This is a genomic window from Streptomyces sp. NPDC015144 (genome assembly GCF_043079735.1).
Lineage (GTDB): Bacteria > Actinomycetota > Actinomycetes > Streptomycetales > Streptomycetaceae > Streptomyces.
The window spans coordinates 89,778-105,021 of the sequence record NZ_JBIBUU010000009.1; the positions used below are offsets into that span (position 1 = coordinate 89,778).

The 15,244-nt window shown below is 72.1% G+C and carries 11 protein-coding genes; 6 read left to right on the plus strand and 5 right to left on the minus strand.

The annotated features are described in order from the left end of the window. Window positions 1-175: 175 nt before the first annotated feature. From ACF08W_RS17495 to ACF08W_RS17505, 3 genes are all read left to right on the plus strand, one after another. A complete protein-coding gene (locus ACF08W_RS17495; RefSeq protein ID WP_385202966.1) occupies window positions 176-2,002 on the plus strand; it encodes an acyl-CoA dehydrogenase in 1,827 nt (608 codons plus the stop codon). Between the two features lie 135 nt (window positions 2,003-2,137). Then, window positions 2,138-3,436 (plus strand): M18 family aminopeptidase, encoded by a 1,299-nt coding sequence (locus ACF08W_RS17500; protein WP_352274144.1) that lies wholly within the window; start codon window positions 2,138-2,140, stop codon window positions 3,434-3,436. A gap of 162 nt (window positions 3,437-3,598) precedes the next feature. Further along, window positions 3,599-6,622, plus strand: a complete 3,024-nt coding sequence (locus ACF08W_RS17505) for a BTAD domain-containing putative transcriptional regulator (protein WP_392279753.1) — start codon at window positions 3,599-3,601, stop codon at window positions 6,620-6,622. 114 nt (window positions 6,623-6,736) lie between these two features. Here ACF08W_RS17505 and ACF08W_RS17510 read toward each other — a convergent pair whose 3' ends face one another. Further along, window positions 6,737-8,563 carry an NHL domain-containing thioredoxin family protein gene (locus tag ACF08W_RS17510; RefSeq protein WP_392279754.1) on the minus strand — a complete coding sequence of 609 codons (1,827 nt, stop codon included), beginning with the start codon at window positions 8,561-8,563 and terminating at the stop codon, window positions 6,737-6,739. 64 nt (window positions 8,564-8,627) lie between these two features. On the opposite strand from ACF08W_RS17510, the gene ACF08W_RS17515 reads away from it, so the two are divergent. Then, a complete protein-coding gene (locus tag ACF08W_RS17515; RefSeq protein ID WP_385202955.1) occupies window positions 8,628-9,122 on the plus strand; it encodes an LURP-one-related/scramblase family protein in 495 nt (164 codons plus the stop codon). Between the two features lie 141 nt (window positions 9,123-9,263). On the opposite strand, the gene ACF08W_RS17520 is transcribed toward ACF08W_RS17515, so the two are convergent. After that, on the minus strand, window positions 9,264-10,058 hold the full coding sequence (locus ACF08W_RS17520; RefSeq protein ID WP_392279755.1) for a carbon-nitrogen family hydrolase: 795 nt from the start codon (window positions 10,056-10,058) through the stop codon (window positions 9,264-9,266). A gap of 172 nt (window positions 10,059-10,230) precedes the next feature. Between ACF08W_RS17520 and ACF08W_RS17525 the strand changes: the two genes are divergently transcribed. Next, the gene (locus ACF08W_RS17525; RefSeq protein ID WP_385202950.1) at window positions 10,231-11,055 is read left to right on the plus strand and encodes a maleylpyruvate isomerase family mycothiol-dependent enzyme; all 825 of its coding nucleotides are present in this window, start codon (window positions 10,231-10,233) and stop codon (window positions 11,053-11,055) included. 131 nt (window positions 11,056-11,186) lie between these two features. Here the strand turns inward: ACF08W_RS17525 and ACF08W_RS17530 are convergent, their stop codons facing one another. Further along, on the minus strand, window positions 11,187-12,494 hold the full coding sequence (locus ACF08W_RS17530) for an MFS transporter (protein WP_352274138.1): 1,308 nt from the start codon (window positions 12,492-12,494) through the stop codon (window positions 11,187-11,189). Further along, window positions 12,491-13,186 (minus strand): GntR family transcriptional regulator, encoded by a 696-nt coding sequence (locus ACF08W_RS17535; protein WP_352274137.1) that lies wholly within the window; start codon window positions 13,184-13,186, stop codon window positions 12,491-12,493. Before ACF08W_RS17535 ends, ACF08W_RS17530 begins: the two co-directional genes overlap by 4 nt. 224 nt (window positions 13,187-13,410) lie before the next feature. On the opposite strand from ACF08W_RS17535, the gene ACF08W_RS17540 reads away from it, so the two are divergent. Then, on the plus strand, window positions 13,411-14,310 hold the full coding sequence (locus ACF08W_RS17540; RefSeq protein WP_385202941.1) for a D-alanyl-D-alanine carboxypeptidase family protein: 900 nt from the start codon (window positions 13,411-13,413) through the stop codon (window positions 14,308-14,310). A 144-nt stretch (window positions 14,311-14,454) separates the two neighbouring features. On the opposite strand, the gene ACF08W_RS17545 is transcribed toward ACF08W_RS17540, so the two are convergent. Continuing rightward, complete coding sequence (locus ACF08W_RS17545) at window positions 14,455-14,967, minus strand: DUF402 domain-containing protein (RefSeq protein WP_392279756.1); 513 nt, start codon at window positions 14,965-14,967, stop codon at window positions 14,455-14,457. Between the last annotated feature and the right edge of the window lie 277 nt (window positions 14,968-15,244).

Genomic DNA, 15,244 nt, shown 5'->3' on the forward strand with positions numbered 1-15,244 from the left:
GTAATCGGACACATCGGGGGCTTGAGGGGTTGCGCCTTATTACTGACGGGTAGCATCATCGTAGAGGTCAGCTGATATGCGCCTCGCCAGCTTGTCGCCAGCTCGTCGCCCGCCCGGCCCGCACCCCCTTCCCCGGGGGCCCCGCGCGCCACTGCTATTGATTACGGAGCCTTCCATGGGGCACTACAAGTCGAATCTCCGCGACATCGAGTTCAACCTCTTCGAGGTCCTCGGTCGCGACAAGACGTACGGCACCGGCCCGTTCGCCGAGATGGACGTCGAGACGGCGAAGAGCATCCTCGACGAGGTCACCCGTCTCGCGGAGAACGAGCTGGCCGAGTCCTTCGCGGACGCCGACCGCAACCCGCCGGTCTTCGACCCGGAGACCAACACGGCCCCGGTCCCGGACACCTTCAAGAAGTCGTACCAGGCGTTCATGGACTCCGAGTACTGGCGTCTGGGCCTGCCCGAGGAGATCGGCGGCACCACCTCGCCGCGCTCCCTGATCTGGGGCTACGCGGAGCTGCTGCTCGGCGCGAACCCGGCCGTGTGGATGTACTCCTCCGGTCCGGCGTTCGCCGGCATCCTCTTCGAGGAGGGCAACGACGCGCAGAAGAAGATCGCCGAGATCGCCGTCGAGAAGCAGTGGGGCTCGACGATGGTGCTGACCGAGCCGGACGCCGGTTCGGACGTCGGCGCGGGCCGCACGAAGGCCGTCGAGCAGGAGGACGGCTCCTGGCACATCGAGGGTGTGAAGCGCTTCATCACCTCGGGCGAGCACGACATGTCCGAGAACATCATCCACTACGTGCTGGCCCGCCCCGAGGGCGCCGGACCCGGCACGAAGGGCCTCTCGCTCTTCATGGTCCCGAAGTTCCACTTCGACTGGACCACCGGCGAGCTGGGCGAGCGCAACGGCGTGTACGCGACCAACGTCGAGCACAAGATGGGCCTCAAGGCGTCCAACACGTGCGAGATGACCTTCGGCGACAAGCACCCCGCCAAGGGCTGGCTGATCGGCGACAAGCACGACGGCATCCGCCAGATGTTCCGCATCATCGAGTTCGCACGCATGATGGTCGGCACGAAGGCCATCGCCACCCTGTCGACCGGCTACCTGAACGCGCTGGAGTACGCCAAGGAGCGCGTCCAGGGTTCGGACCTGTCGCAGTTCATGGACAAGACCGCCCCCAAGGTCACCATCACGCACCACCCCGACGTGCGCCGCTCCCTCATGACGCAGAAGGCGTACGCGGAGGGCATGCGCTCCCTGGTGCTGTACACCGCCACCGTCCAGGACGCGATCCAGGAGAAGGAGGCCGCGGGCGAGGACGCCAAGGCGCTGCACGGCCTCAACGACCTGCTGCTCCCGATCGTGAAGGGCTACGGCTCCGAGAAGTCCTACGAGCAGCTGGCGCAGTCGCTCCAGACCTTCGGCGGCTCCGGGTACCTCCAGGAGTACCCGATCGAGCAGTACATCCGCGACGCCAAGATCGACACCCTCTACGAGGGCACCACGGCGATCCAGGGCCAGGACTTCTTCTTCCGGAAGATCGTCCGCGACCAGGGCGCCTCGCTGAACACCCTCTCCGAGGAGATCAAGAAGTTCCTCGCCGACGCCCAGGGCAACGAGGAGCTGGCCGGTGCCCTGGACTCGCTCGCCAAGGCCGCCGTCGACCTGGAGGCGATCGTCGGCACGATGATCACCGACCTCACCGCGACCGGTGAGGACGTCAAGAACATCTACAAGGTGGGCCTCAACACCACCCGCCTGCTGATGGCCTCCGGCGACGTCGTCGTCGGCTACCTGCTCCTCAAGGGCGCGGCCGTCGCCAGCGAGAGGCTGCGCGACGCCTCCCCGAAGGACGTGGCCTTCTACCAGGGCAAGATCGCCGCCGCGAAGTTCTTCGCCGCGAACGTCCTGCCGGGTCTCGCGACCGAGCGCGCGCTCGCCGAGTCCGTCGACAACTCCCTGATGGAGCTGGACGAGGCCGCGTTCTAGGACCTGGACCGCGCCCCGCCCGCGTACGTGTCGCCCCCGGAGACGTCTCCGGGGGCGACACGCGTTTCGGGTGCGCGGTGTGCCTCTTGCGACGGCGGTGAAGGCGGGCGGGCCGGTCTCGTTACAGTGAGGAACATGAGTTCCTCCCTCCGCTTCGACCGCGGGCACACCGACGACCTGATGGCCTTCCTGATGGCCTCCCCCTCCCCGTACCACGCCGTGGCCACCGCTGCCGCCCGGCTGGAGGCGGCCGGGTTCCGGCAGGTCGAGGAGACCGCGGCCTGGGACGGGAGCAGCGGCGGCAAGTACGTCCTGCGCGGCGGCGCGATCGTGGCCTGGTACGTGCCGGAGGGCGCGGCGGCGCACACCCCGTTCCGGATCGTCGGGGCGCACACCGACTCGCCGAACCTGCGGGTCAAGCCGCTCCCCGACCTCGGGGCGCACGGCTGGCGGCAGGTCGCCGTGGAGGTCTACGGCGGAACGCTCCTCAACACCTGGCTCGACCGCGACCTCGGCCTCGCCGGCCGGATCTCCCTGAGCGACGGCACGCACCGGCTGGTCAACGTCGACCGCCCGCTGCTGCGCGTACCGCAGCTGGCCGTGCACCTGGACCGGTCGGCCAACTCGGACGGGCTCAAGCTCGACCGGCAGAAGCACATGCAGCCGATCTGGGGGCTCGGGGACGTCGAGGAGGGCGACCTCATCCGCTTCGTCGCCGCCGAGGCCGGTGTCGACGCCGCGGACGTGACCGGCTGGGACCTCATGCCGCACGCCGTCGAGGCCCCCGCCTACCTGGGCCGGGACCGCGAGCTGCTGGCCGGGCCCCGGATGGACAACCTGCTCTCCGTGCACGCCGCGACCGCCGCGCTCGGCGCCGTCGCCGGACAGCCGGACGAGTCGCTGCCGTACATCCCGGTGATGGCCGCCTTCGACCACGAGGAGACCGGCTCGCAGTCCGACACCGGCGCGGACGGCCCGCTGCTCGGCACGGTGCTGGAACGCTCCGTCCTGGCCCGCGGCGGTACGTACGAGGACCGGGCCCGCGCCTTCGCCGGGACCGTCTGCCTCTCCTCCGACACCGGCCACGCGATCCACCCCAACTACGCCGAGCGCCACGACCCGACCCACCACCCGGTCGTCAACGGCGGACCGATCCTCAAGGTCAACGTCAACCAGCGGTACGCGACCGACGGCAGCGGCCGGGCCGTGTTCGCCGAGGCGTGCCGGAAGGCGGGCGTGCCGTGGCAGAACTTCGTCTCCAACAACTCGATGCCCTGCGGCACCACGATCGGTCCGATCACCGCCGCCCGGCACGGGATCCAGACCGTGGACATCGGCGTCGCGATCCTGTCGATGCACAGCGCCCGTGAGCTGTGCGGGGTGGACGACCCGTACCTGCTGGCCAACGCGGTGGCGGCGTTCATGGCGGGCTGATCCGCCCTCCCCCGGGCAGTCCGGTGGGGCGCCGTCCGCCGTGGCGGCCGAGCGCCCCGCCGACCGGGTTCGACCCTTCGTCGGCCCCCCGGCACCCCCGATATCCTGGGACTTTCGCCGTGCCCGGCCCCGGGCGCATCCCGCCCGGAAGGGAATCCGCCCGTGGAGTTCCGGCTGCTCGGCACCGTCTCGGTCGACACGTTCACCGGACCGCTGCCGCTCGGCCCCGCCAAGCGCCGCAGCCTGCTCGCCGCGCTGCTGCTGTCGGCGAACACCCCCGTCTCCATCGCCAGGCTGATGGACTCGCTCTGGGACGACACCCCGCCCCTGCACGCCCGCAGCGTCATCCAGGGCCATGTGTCCCGGCTGCGCGCCCTGCTGGTCGGCGCGGACGCGGAGGCGTACGGGGTGGAGCTGGTCACGCTCGGCGACGCGTACGTGCTGCGGCTCCCGGAGACCCTGCTGGACGCGCAGCGCTTCGAGGAGCTGCTGACCCTGGCCCGGGAGCAGCGCAGCCCGGCCGACGCGGTGCTGATGCTGAAGGAGGCGCTGTCCCTGTGGCAGGGCCCGGCGCTCAGCGGCGCGTTCACCGGCCGCCCGCTCCAGGCCGCCGCGCACTCCCTGGAGGAGTCCCGGCTCGCGACGGTCGAGCAGCTGGCGAGCGCCTACGGCGAGCTGGGGGAGAACAACCGGGCGGCGGCGGTGCTGCGGGCGGAGGCCGTCGCGCACCCGATGCGGGAGTCGCTGGCCGCGGCCCTGATGACGGCGCTCTACCGGGCGGGGCGCCAGTCGGAGGCGCTGGACTGGTTCCACCGTACGCGGCGGCTGCTCGCCGACGAGCTGGGCATCGACCCCGGGCACGAGCTGGCCGACGCGTACGCGCTGATCCTGCGCGGCGACCCCGGTCCGGACACCGGCGCGGGGAGCGGCCGGAACGCGCCCACCGGGCAGGGCGCTCCGGCGCACGGACCGGTCCGGGGCGGCGGCCTCGCGAACGGCTCAGCGAACGGCTCTGCCGGGAACGGGGCCCGGGGGGCCGGCGGGCCCGGGAACGGGAGCGCCCGGAACGGGTCCGTGCCCGCCGCCCGTCCGGACGCCTCGGCCCGCCCGGGCGCGGGGCGCCCGGTGCCCGACCGCTCGGCCGCCGACCGGCCGGGCACGGCGGGCCCGGCCCCCGGCTCCGGACCGGCACCCGCGGCGGCTCCGCCCCCGCCCCCCGCCGGGTCGGCGATCCGGCCGCTCCCCGTGCCGGGCCTGGTCGGCGATCCGCACCCCACGGACCTGATGCCCCGCTCCCCCCGCGGCTTCCAGGGGCGGACCGCCGAGCTGGCCGCGCTCACCCGGGCCGCGGCGGGCGAGGCCCCGGTCTGTCTGATCACCGGCCCGGCCGGGGTCGGCAAGACCGCGCTGGCCCTCCAGTGGGCGCACCGCAACGCGGCCGCCTTCCCGGACGGGCGGCTCTTCGCCGATCTGCGCGGCTTCAGCGACACCGGCGAACCCGCGCTCGTCGAGGTGCTCCGCGAGTTCCTGCTGGCGCTCGGTGTCCCGCCGCGCCGCGTCCCGGAGTCGGCGGCGGCCGCCGCGGCCCTGTTCCGTTCGCTGACCGACCGGCGGCGGCTGCTCGTCGTCCTCGACAACGCCCGCCACTCCGCCATCGTCCGGCCGCTGCTGCCGGGCGGCACCGACTGCGTCACGCTGGTGACCAGCCGGAACCGGCTGGAGGGCCTCATCGCCTCGGACGCGGCCCGCCCCGTCCCGCTCGACGTGCTCGAACCCTCCGACAGCACCGCCCTGCTGGCCGGTGTCCTCGGCGAGGACCGGGTGCTGGCCGAACCGGTCGCGGCCCGGCGGCTCGCCGAGCTCTGCGGCGGGCTGCCGCTCGCCCTGCGGGTCACCGCGGCCCGGCTGGCCGGGCGTCCGAACCGGACGCTGGCCGGGATCGCCGACGAACTGGCCGACGAGCGCAGCCGGCTGGCCTATCTCGACGTGGACGACACCGGCGTCTCGGCCGCGCTCCGGCTGACCGTGCAGCAGCTCCCGCAGGACGCCGTCCACCAGCTCGCCCGGCTCGGCCACCACCCCGGCGGCCACTTCGACCCGTACACGGCCGCCGCGCTCGCCGGTACCGATCCGGTCGTCGCGGCGGCGGTGCTGGAGCGGCTCGCCACCGCCCATCTGGTCGCCGAGGTGGCGCCCGGCCGCTGGGTGCTGCACGACCTGATACGGCTCTACGCCCGCGCCCTGGACCCGGAGGGCGGGGCCGCCTCGCTGATCGGCGTGCTCGACCACTACATCGCCACCGCGCTCGCCGCCGCCGACACCGCCGAGCCGGGCGGCGAACCCTGCTTCGTGCTGCCGGAGGACTTCCGCCGTCCGCGCGCCGTGCGGGACTTCGTCGACCGGGCGGAGGCCATGGGCTGGCTGGCGGCCGAGCGCGACGAACTGGCCCTGGCCGCCGTCGCCGCCCGGACCGCCGGGTTCCACGACCGGGCGTGGCGGATCATCCTGCTCCAGTGGCCGCAGGTGGTGTGGCGGGTGCGGGACGGCTGGTCCCCGCTGCTGGAGCTGGCGCTGGACTCCGCCCGTACCGAGCGGGACACGTACGCCGAGTCGCGGGTGCTGAACCTGCTGGGCTGGGTGCTGACCGAGGAGGGCCGGACCTCCGAGGCCGTCGCCCTGCTGGAGCGTTCGCCCGGTCTGGCCCGGCAGGCCGGTGACCGGCTCGGCGAGGCGACCGCGCTGATCAACCTGGCCGTCGTGCAGGCGGAGCTGGGGGAGCTGGGTCCGGCCCTGGAGGGGTGCGAACAGGCCGTCGAGCTGGCCCGCGCGGAGCGGGACGCGCACACCGAGATGCTGGCCCTCCAGCACCTCGCCCGGATGCAGCTGACCGCGAACCTGCCGCGCGAGGCACTCGCGTCCGCCCGGACCGCGCTCGACCTGGGGCCGGAGCAGGAGGAGGTCGCCCGCCGGGTGCTGCTGCTGGCCACCAGCGGCGAGGCCCGGCTGGCGCTCGGCGAGGAGGACGAGGGCATACGGCTGCTGGACACGGCGGCGGCGGAGGCGGAGCGGACCGGTTACGACGAGGGCGCGGTACGGGCCCTCGAGGCGCTGCTGCGGGTCACGGCGGAGCCGGGGTACCGCAAGCGGCACGAGGAAGCGGTGCAGCGCCTCACCGAAAGCGGCTGACCGCCCGACGCCGCGACCGGCCGGCCCGTCCTCCGGGCCCGGCCGGTCGGTCGCGGGTGGCGTGGCTCCGGTCCCGGGTCGGCCGGAAGGAGCGCGGGCCCGGGCCGGACCGCCTCAGCCCTGCTCGTCCATGCCCGCCAGTACGAGCGGGAGCCGGGAGACCCCCGCCGCCTCCACCGTGACCGGCACGCCCCAGTCCTGCTGGTGGACGTGGCAGGCCGGGTACTCGTTCGCCGGGTCGTCGTCGCAGGAGGCGGCCATCGCCGACACGTGCAGGACGCCCTCGGTGACGCCGTCGGCGAGGACCAGGTCGCGGAAGAGGTCACTGCCCGCGCCCGCGCCCTCGGCGAGCAGCTCCGGCGGGGTCGACGAGACCAGGAGCCGGGTCGAGGGCCCGTACCGGGTGTCGAGCTTCTGCCCGGCCGGCGCCTGGAAGACCACGTCGAGCCGGAGCGTGCCCGGGGCGATCCCGGTGGCCGCGCGCTGGGTGCGGTGGGCCCGGTCGGCGACGCGCACCGCCTCCTCGGGCAGCCGCAGCCGGGTCAGCCGGTGCCGGGCGGACTCGACGACGACGAGATCGCCGTCGACCAGCACGGCGCCGCTGGGCTCGCGCAGATCCGTGGCGAGGGTGGTGACCTCGTCGCCCACCGGGTCGTAGCGGCGCAGCGCGTGGTTGTACGTGTCGCAGACGGCGACCGAGCCGTCCGGCAGCGCGGTGACGCCCAGCGGGTGCTGGAGCAGGGCCTGACCGGCGGCGCCGTCGCGGTGCCCGAAGTCGAAGAGGCCGGTGCCGACGGCGGTACGGACGGCGAAGCCGTCTCCGTCCCGTTCGACGTACCGCAGCGCGGAGGTCTCCGAGTCGGCGACCCAGAGCCGCTCGCCGTCGGCGGAGGCGGCGAGCCCGGACGGCTGGGCGAACCACGCCTCGGCGGCCGGTCCGTCGACCAGGCCCTCGTTGGTCGTGCCCGCCGCCACCTCGACGCGCCCGGTCCCCGGGTCGTACGTCCACAGCTGGTGGACGCCCGCCATGGCGATCCAGAGCCGGTCCGCGAACCAGGCCAGGTCCCAGGGCGAGGAGAGGTCCACCTCGCGGGCGGGCCCGGCGGTCGGCGAGCCCTGCCACCACTGGCGGCCGGTGCCGGCGAGCGTCGTGGCCTCCCCGGTGGCGGGGTCGAGGGCGCGGACGGCGTGGTTGACCGTGTCGGCGACCGCGATCCGGCCGTCCGGCAGCACGGCCAGCCCCTGCGGCTCGGAGAACCGGGCCTCGTCGGGGCCTCCGTCGGTGAACCCGCGGTCCCCCGTTCCGAGGTGGCGGCGGACCGTCTCACCGTCCCGTTCGATCTCGACCAGGCGGTGGCGGGTGGTGTCGGAGACCAGGAAACCGCCGTCCGGCAGGGACAGCGCCTTGCCGGGGAAGCGCAGATGGGTGGCGACCGGCTCGGGCGGCACGTAGGGGCCGTCGCCGCGCCGCAGCGTGCCCTTCGCCTCGTGCTCCGCCTCCAGCTCCTCGACCAGCTTCTCGATGGCGTGCGCATGGCCCTCGCCCGCGTGCTGGGCGACGACATAGCCCTCGGGGTCGATGACGACCAGCGTCGGCCAGGCCCGTACGGCGTACTGCTTCCAGGTGGCCAGCTCCGGGTCGTCGAGGACGGGGTGGTGGACCCCGTACCGCTCGACGGCGTCGACGACCGCCCGGTGGTCGGCCTCGTGGACGAACTTCGGCGAGTGCACCCCGATGATCACCAGGGTGTCGCGGTGTTTCTCCTCCAGCTCGCGGAGCTCGTCGAGAACATGCAGACAGTTCACACAGCAGAAGGTCCAGAAATCCAGGACCACGATGCGTCCTCGCAGGTCGGCGAGGGTGTACTGCTGGTCGCCTGTGTTGAGCCAGCCGCCCTTGCCGACCAGCTCGGGGGCCCTGACGCGCGCACGTGTTGCCATGTGAACAGTCAACATCACCGTGGCATCCACGCATTCCGCGACCGGCTCGGGGAACCTGTGAGCCATGAGATTCCTGGTGCGTGAACGGCTCTTCGCCGTGGGTGACGACTACTGGATCGAGGACACGGACGGCCGCAAGGTGTTCCTCGTCGACGGCAAGGCCCTGCGGGTGCGGGACACCTTCGAGCTGAAGGACGCGCAGGGCCGCATCCTCGTCGAGATCAAGCAGAAGCTGCTCAGTCTGCGCGACACCATGCTCATCGAGCGGGACGGCGAACGGCTCGCCACGATCCGGCGCAAGCGGCTCTCCCTGCTGCGCAACCACTACCGGGTCGACCTGGTCGACGGCACCGAACTCGACGTCAGCGGCAAGATCCTGGACCGGGAGTTCGCCGTCGAGTACGACGGCGAACTACTGGCCCAGGTCTCCCGGCGCTGGCTGACCGTCCGGGAGACCTACGGCATCGACGTCGTACGGGAGGACGCGGACGCGGCGCTGATGATCGCCGTGGCGGTCTGTGTCATCGTCCTGGCCGACAAGGAACGCGAACACGGCTGACCGCCGCCCGAGGCGGGAACGGCCCGCCCGGTTTCACGTGAAACAGCCGCGTCCGGAGACCGGATCAGGGGTGCGGATCAGGAGTGCGGCTCGACGCCGGGCTCCGGAGAGGACCGGAGCGGCCCCGGGACCGACCGCGGCTCAGCGCCCCGGCGCGGCCAGGCCCAGCCGCCGGTCCTTGAGGGCCGGGAACTGCTCCCGGGTCTCGGCCACCTTCGCCGGGTCGAACTCCACGTCGAGCACCTCCTCGCCCGCGCCCGCCTCCGCCAGGACCTCGCCCCAGGGGTCGATGACGATGCTGTGCCCGGCCTGCTCGACCCCGGCGTGGGTGCCCGCGCAGCCGACCGCCAGGACGTACGACTGGTTCTCCACCGCGCGGGCGCGGGCCAGCAGCGTCCAGTGGGCGCGGCGCCGCTCGGGCCAGCCCGCCGCAACGACCAGCGTCCCGGCGCCCGCGTCGACCAGGCCCCGGAACATCTCCGGGAAACGCAGGTCGTAGCAGGTGGCGAGGCCGAGCGTGGTCTCCGGCAGGGCGACCGTCACCAGCTTCTCACCGGCGCCCATCATGACCGCCTCGCCCTGGTCGAAGCCGAAGCGGTGGATCTTCCGGTACGAGGCGGCCAACTCCCCGGCCGGGGTGAAGACCAGCGAGGTGTTGTAGAGGGTGCCGTCGTCGGCGCGCTCCACGAAGGAACCGGCGTGCAGCCACACCCCGGCGTCGGCCGCCGCCTTCGCCATGGCGTCGTGGGTGGGCCCCCGGAACGGCTCGGCCTCGGCCTCGAACGCCGTGTAGGCGAAGGCCCCGACCGGCCAGAGCTCGGGAAGCACCACCAGATCCGCGCCGCGCCGGTCCATGACCAGCGAGACCGCCCGCTCCCTGCGCGCTCCGGCGGATTCGTCCGGGTCTACTGCGATCTGGATGAGAGAGGCGCGCACACTACCACCGTCCTGGCATTCGGGCCCGTCAACACGGGCCTACGATCGTCACACGAAAGCACTGCCGGGGTGCCTGATCGCAGCGTAACTTAGCGATTGAACCTCCCACGCAGACCGCCGCCCGCGCCCAGCTTCTCCAGCCCATGCACCGCAGAACCGCACGAGGGGTCCAGTGACCGTCCATCCCAGCCTTCAGACCTACGCCGATGCCTGGACCCACTCCATCGAGTCGATAGCCGAGCTGGTGAAGCCGCTCGCCGAGGCGGAATGGAACCGCCGGACGCCCTGCCCCGCCTGGTCGGTGCGCGACATCGTCTCGCACATCATCGGCATGGAGTCCGAGCAGCTCGGCGACCCGCGCCCGATCCACTCGCTGCCGCGCGACCTCTACCACGTACAGAACGACTTCGCCCGGTACATGGAGATGCAGGTCGATGTGCGGCGCCACCACACCGCACCGGAGATGACCTCCGAGCTGGAGTACACGATCATCCGGCGCGCCCGTCAGCTGCGCAACGAGTCGCGCGCCCCCGAGACCATGGTCAGGGCACCGCTGGGCGCCGAGCAGACCCTCGAACTGGCCCTGCGGATGCGGGCCTTCGACGTCTGGGTGCACGAGCAGGATCTGCGCGCGACGCTGGGGCGGCCCGGCAATCTGGACTCCCCCGGCGCCACGGTCGTCCGGGACACCCTGCTGGAGGCGCTGCCGAAGGTGGTGGCCGAGGACGCGGGGGCACCGGCCGGTTCGGCGGTGGTCCTCGACGTGCACGGGCCGCTGGAGTTCCTGCGCACCGTCAGGGTCGACGCGGAGGGGCGCGGTTCGGTGGACGGCTCGCCCTCGCTCGGGCCCGTGGTGACGCTGGCGATGGACTGGGAGACGTACTTCCTGCTCGCCTGCGGCCGGGTGCGCGCGGCCTCGGTCGCCGAGCGGATCAAGATCGAGGGCGACGAGGACCTGGCCGGGGCGATCCTGCGCAACTTCGCCGTGACGCCCTGACCTCCTTCCCCCTGACGCCGCGACACCCCGGACCCTGACGCCCCGGGACCGGCGGCGCCCGTCGCAGGTTCGAGGGACGGGCGCGCCGCCGGTCCGGCGCGGCGGAGGGACCCGGACGGGTCACGCACGGCTCACACCGGTACGTGCACGGCCTCCACCCGGCTGACCACGTGGTGGTCCCGTTCGCGGTGGGCCGCCCTGGAGCGCAGCCGCAGGATCTGGACGATCCCGAGCGCCTCCAGCACGAAGACCGACGAGAACGCGATCCGGTAGTTGTCGCCGGTCGCGTCCAGCAGCACCCCGACGGCGAACAGCGTGGTCATCGAGGCGATGAAGCCGCCCATGTTGACGATCCCCGACGCGGTGCCCTGGCGCTCCGGCGGGTTGGCCGGACGGGCGAAGTCGAAGCCGATCATCGAGGCCGGGCCGCAGGCGCCGAGCACCACGCACAACACGATCAGCAGCCACATCGGCGCATGGCCGGGGTGGAAGACGGCCGAGGCCCAGAGGAGCGCCGTCGCCGCGACGGTACCGAGGGCCAGCGGGGCGCGGGCCGTGTGGCGGCGGGCGATGACCTGCCCGTAGACCAGCCCGACGACCATGTTGGAGAGCACCACCAGGGTGAGCAGCTCACCGGCGGTGGACCGGCTGAGCCCCTGCGCCTCCACCAGGAACGGCAGCCCCCACAGCAGCAGGAACACCATGGCGGGGAACTGGGTGGTGAAGTGGACCCACATGCCGAGCCGGGTGCCCGGTTCGGCCCAGGAGGCGGCGATCTGCCGACGTACGTAGGCGGCGCCCGCGTGCTCCGCGGGCGGCGGCTCGTGGCCCTCGGGGTGGTCCTTCAGGAAGAGCAGCAGCAGGACGAGGACGACGACCCCGGCCAGGGAGCTGCCGACGAAGGTGGTGGTCCAGCCGAAGCCGTGCAGGGCCCGGGCGATGAACAGCGTCGAGACGAGGTTGCCCGCCATCCCGAAGAGCGCCGCGATCTGGCCGATCAGCGGGCCGCGCCGGGCCGGGAACCAGCGGGCACCGAGCCGCAGCACGCTGATGAACGTCATCGCGTCACCGCAGCCGAGCAGCGCCCTGGACGCCAGCGCCATGCCGTACGAGGGCGAGAGCGCGAAGCCGAGCTGGCCCAGGGTGAACAGGACGGCCCCGAGGGTGAGGACCTTCTTGGTGCCGAGCCGGTCGACCATCAGGCCGACGGGTATCTGCATGCCCGCGTAGACGAGCAGCTGGAGTATGGAGAACGTGGAGAGCGCGGAGGCGTTGACGTGGAACCGGTCGGCGGCGTCCAGCCCGGCGACGCCCAGGCTGGTACGGAAGATGATCGCGACGAAGTAGACGGCGACCCCGATGCCCCAGACCCACGCGGCACGCCGGCCGCCGGGCGGATCACCGGGCAGGGAGAGGGTGGGGGCGGCGGCGGAACTCACCGGTCCTCACCCCTGACCAGCACCTTGACCCGGCCGACATGGCGCCGCACGACCTGCGCGGCCCCCTCCGCGTCACCGGATCTGATGGCCTCCAGCAGCTCGGCGTGCTCGGTGATGTTGGCGGCGATCCGGCCGGGGTGCGCCTCCATCACGGCGACGCCCATCCGCAACTGCCGGTCGCGCAACTGGTCGTAGAGGCGGGAGAGGATCTCGTTGCCCGCGTTGCGCACGATCTCGGCGTGGAAGCAGCGGTCCTTCACGGAGACGGCGGCCAGATCCCCGGCCTCGGCCAGCTCCCGCTGTTCGGCGAGGAGCTCTTCGAGCCGGCCGATCAGCCGCTCGGAGGCGGGCACCGCCTTGCGGGCCGCGAACTCCTCGACCAGCAGCCGGGTCTCCACCACGTCCGCGATCTCCTGCGCGGAGACGGCGAGGACCAGGGCGCCCTTCTTCGGGTAGAGCTTGATCAGCCCCTCGACCTCCAGCCGCAGCAGCGCCTCGCGCACCGGCGTCCGGGACACCCCGACGGCCTCGGCGAGATCGCCCTCGGTGAGGAGCGTGCCGCCCTCGTAGCTGCGGTCCAGGACCGCCTCCTTGATGTGGGTGTACACCCGCTCGGCGGCGGGGGGCCGCTTGGCGGCCGACTTCGACGGCTTCACGGCCGAGGGCTTCACTACGGGGGGAGCGGCAGGCATGCACACAGCATAGATACAAGATGCGTGCATGACGAACCCGTTTCGCCATCCGGACGCGCCGGACCAGCGCCGTTGCCCCCACTCCCACCCCACCCGTGGCAGGAATCACCCACATACCTGAAATTGCCTCGGAATTCGGCGCATCCATTCACCGCCACCATGAGTCTCATCACCGAGCGGCACCTTCATGTGGCCGCATTCCAGGGGCATTTGGAGCATTCAAGTTGAAAATCGGCATTAAGGGCATAAGCCGCGCCACTGCCACGGCCACCGTGGCCCTCACGACCGGTGCCGTCATCGCGGGCAGCGTTTTCGCCTCCACCGCGCAGGCCGCCACGCCCGCCACCCCCAAGATCACCGCCGCCGGCGGTTTCACGATGAACAACGGCACCGCGAAGACCCTGTTCTCCAAGGCCGCGGACACCCGTCGTTCCACCGGCTCCACCACCAAGATCATGACGGCCAAGGTGGTGCTGTCGCAGAAGAACCTGAACCTGGATTCGAAGGTCACGATCCAGAAGGCGTACAGCGACTACATAGTCTCCAAGGGCGCTTCCTCGGCCCGCCTGATCGTGGGCGACAAGGTCACCGTCCGCCAGCTGCTCTACGGCCTGATGCTGCCGTCCGGCTGCGACGCCGCCTACGCGCTGGCCGACAAGTTCGGCTCCGGTACCACCCGCGCGGCCCGCGTGAAGTCGTTCGTCGGCAAGATGAACGCCCAGGCCAAGTCCCTCGGGCTGAAGAACACGCACTTCGACTCGTTCGACGGCATCGGGAACGGCTCGAACTACTCGACGCCGCGCGACCTCACCAAGCTCGCCAGCAGCGCCATGAAGAACTCGACCTTCCGCTCGGTCGTCAAGACCAAGTCGACCAAGCAGAAGGTCACCACGAAGTCCGGCGGCTACCGCTACATGTCGTGGACGAACACCAACACCATGCTCAGCAGCTACAGCGGCGCGATCGGCATCAAGACCGGTTCCGGCCCGACCGCCAAGTACTGCCTGGTCTTCGCCGCGACCCGTGGCAGCAAGACCATCGTCGGCACGGTGCTCGCCTCCACGAACGCGACGAACCGCACCGCCGACATGAAGAAGATCATGGACTACTCCTTCAAGAAGTAGCCCACCCGATCACGGCGACGCCCGGTCCCGGAAACGCCCGATCACGGCGGCATCCGACCGACGGCGAAGCCCTGGTCGGCGCAGCGCATCGAGGGCCCCGCAGCCAACGCGGGGCCCTCCCGCGTTTCCGCGCAACCCGGTCCGCTAACCGACCAGCTCCAGCCAGGCGTGGAACCGGCTGCCGAAGGGCTCCGCCCCCTCCCGCAGCGCCCCCGCGAGCCACTCCGCCGCCCCGGTGGCCCGCGCCACGACCTCCGGCGGATACCCGTACAGGACCCGGTGCGAGGCGAACTCGTCCTCGTCGTCGATGAACACGGCCCCCGACCCCCGCAGCCGGCACACGTCGAGATCCAGGTCGACCATGGTGACCTCCGCCGGGCTCGGCCATTCGGACGGCGTGGTCACGTCGCAGTAGAACTCCAGCCGCGCGGGGGCCGCCAGGAAGAGCGCGGTCCACCAGGCGTCGCGGGGGAAGAGCATGACCCGCGCCTCCTCGGTCACGTAGGCCGCCTCGGCGTCCCCCGTACCGATGACCGTGCCGGCCGGCGCTCCCAGCCACACCCCGTACACGTCCTCCCCGAGCCGGACGAACGGCTGCTTCTTGTGCGGCCTTCCGTCGAACTTCCTTACATCCAGAAGCACTTCAGAGCCTGTCATGCACAGAAAGTTACCCCGCCGGTTCCTCCGGCCACCGGACCGGACCGCGGATCGGGTGCCTTCCCGCCCTGGGTACCGGGGCCGACTCCACCGCGTCGTACGGTTGCCGACGGCACCGCGTACCGCTCCGAGTACATGCGCCAGCGCCAGGACGCCGGGTAGTCCGCCGGAAGCATGATGTCGTGGACCCGGACGAGGACCCCCGGCTGGAGACGGGCAGCAGCTCGAAGAAGAACACCATGACGTCGGAGCCCGTCTGGAGCCGGTGCGAGCCGTC

Bases quoted from the DNA above. Each gene is read 5' to 3' on its own strand.
- ACF08W_RS17515 (WP_385202955.1), top strand. From the start codon at position 8,628: ATGAGATTCCTGGTGCGTGAACGGCTCTTCGCCGTGGGTGACGACTAC.
- ACF08W_RS17510 (WP_392279754.1), bottom strand. From the start codon at position 8,563: ATGGCAACACGTGCGCGCGTCAGGGCCCCCGAGCTGGTCGGCAAGGGC.
- ACF08W_RS17500 (WP_352274144.1), top strand. From the start codon at position 2,138: ATGAGTTCCTCCCTCCGCTTCGACCGCGGGCACACCGACGACCTGATG.
- ACF08W_RS17535 (WP_352274137.1), bottom strand. From the start codon at position 13,186: ATGCCTGCCGCTCCCCCCGTAGTGAAGCCCTCGGCCGTGAAGCCGTCG.
- ACF08W_RS17495 (WP_385202966.1), top strand. From the start codon at position 176: ATGGGGCACTACAAGTCGAATCTCCGCGACATCGAGTTCAACCTCTTC.
- ACF08W_RS17545 (WP_392279756.1), bottom strand. From the start codon at position 14,967: ATGACAGGCTCTGAAGTGCTTCTGGATGTAAGGAAGTTCGACGGAAGG.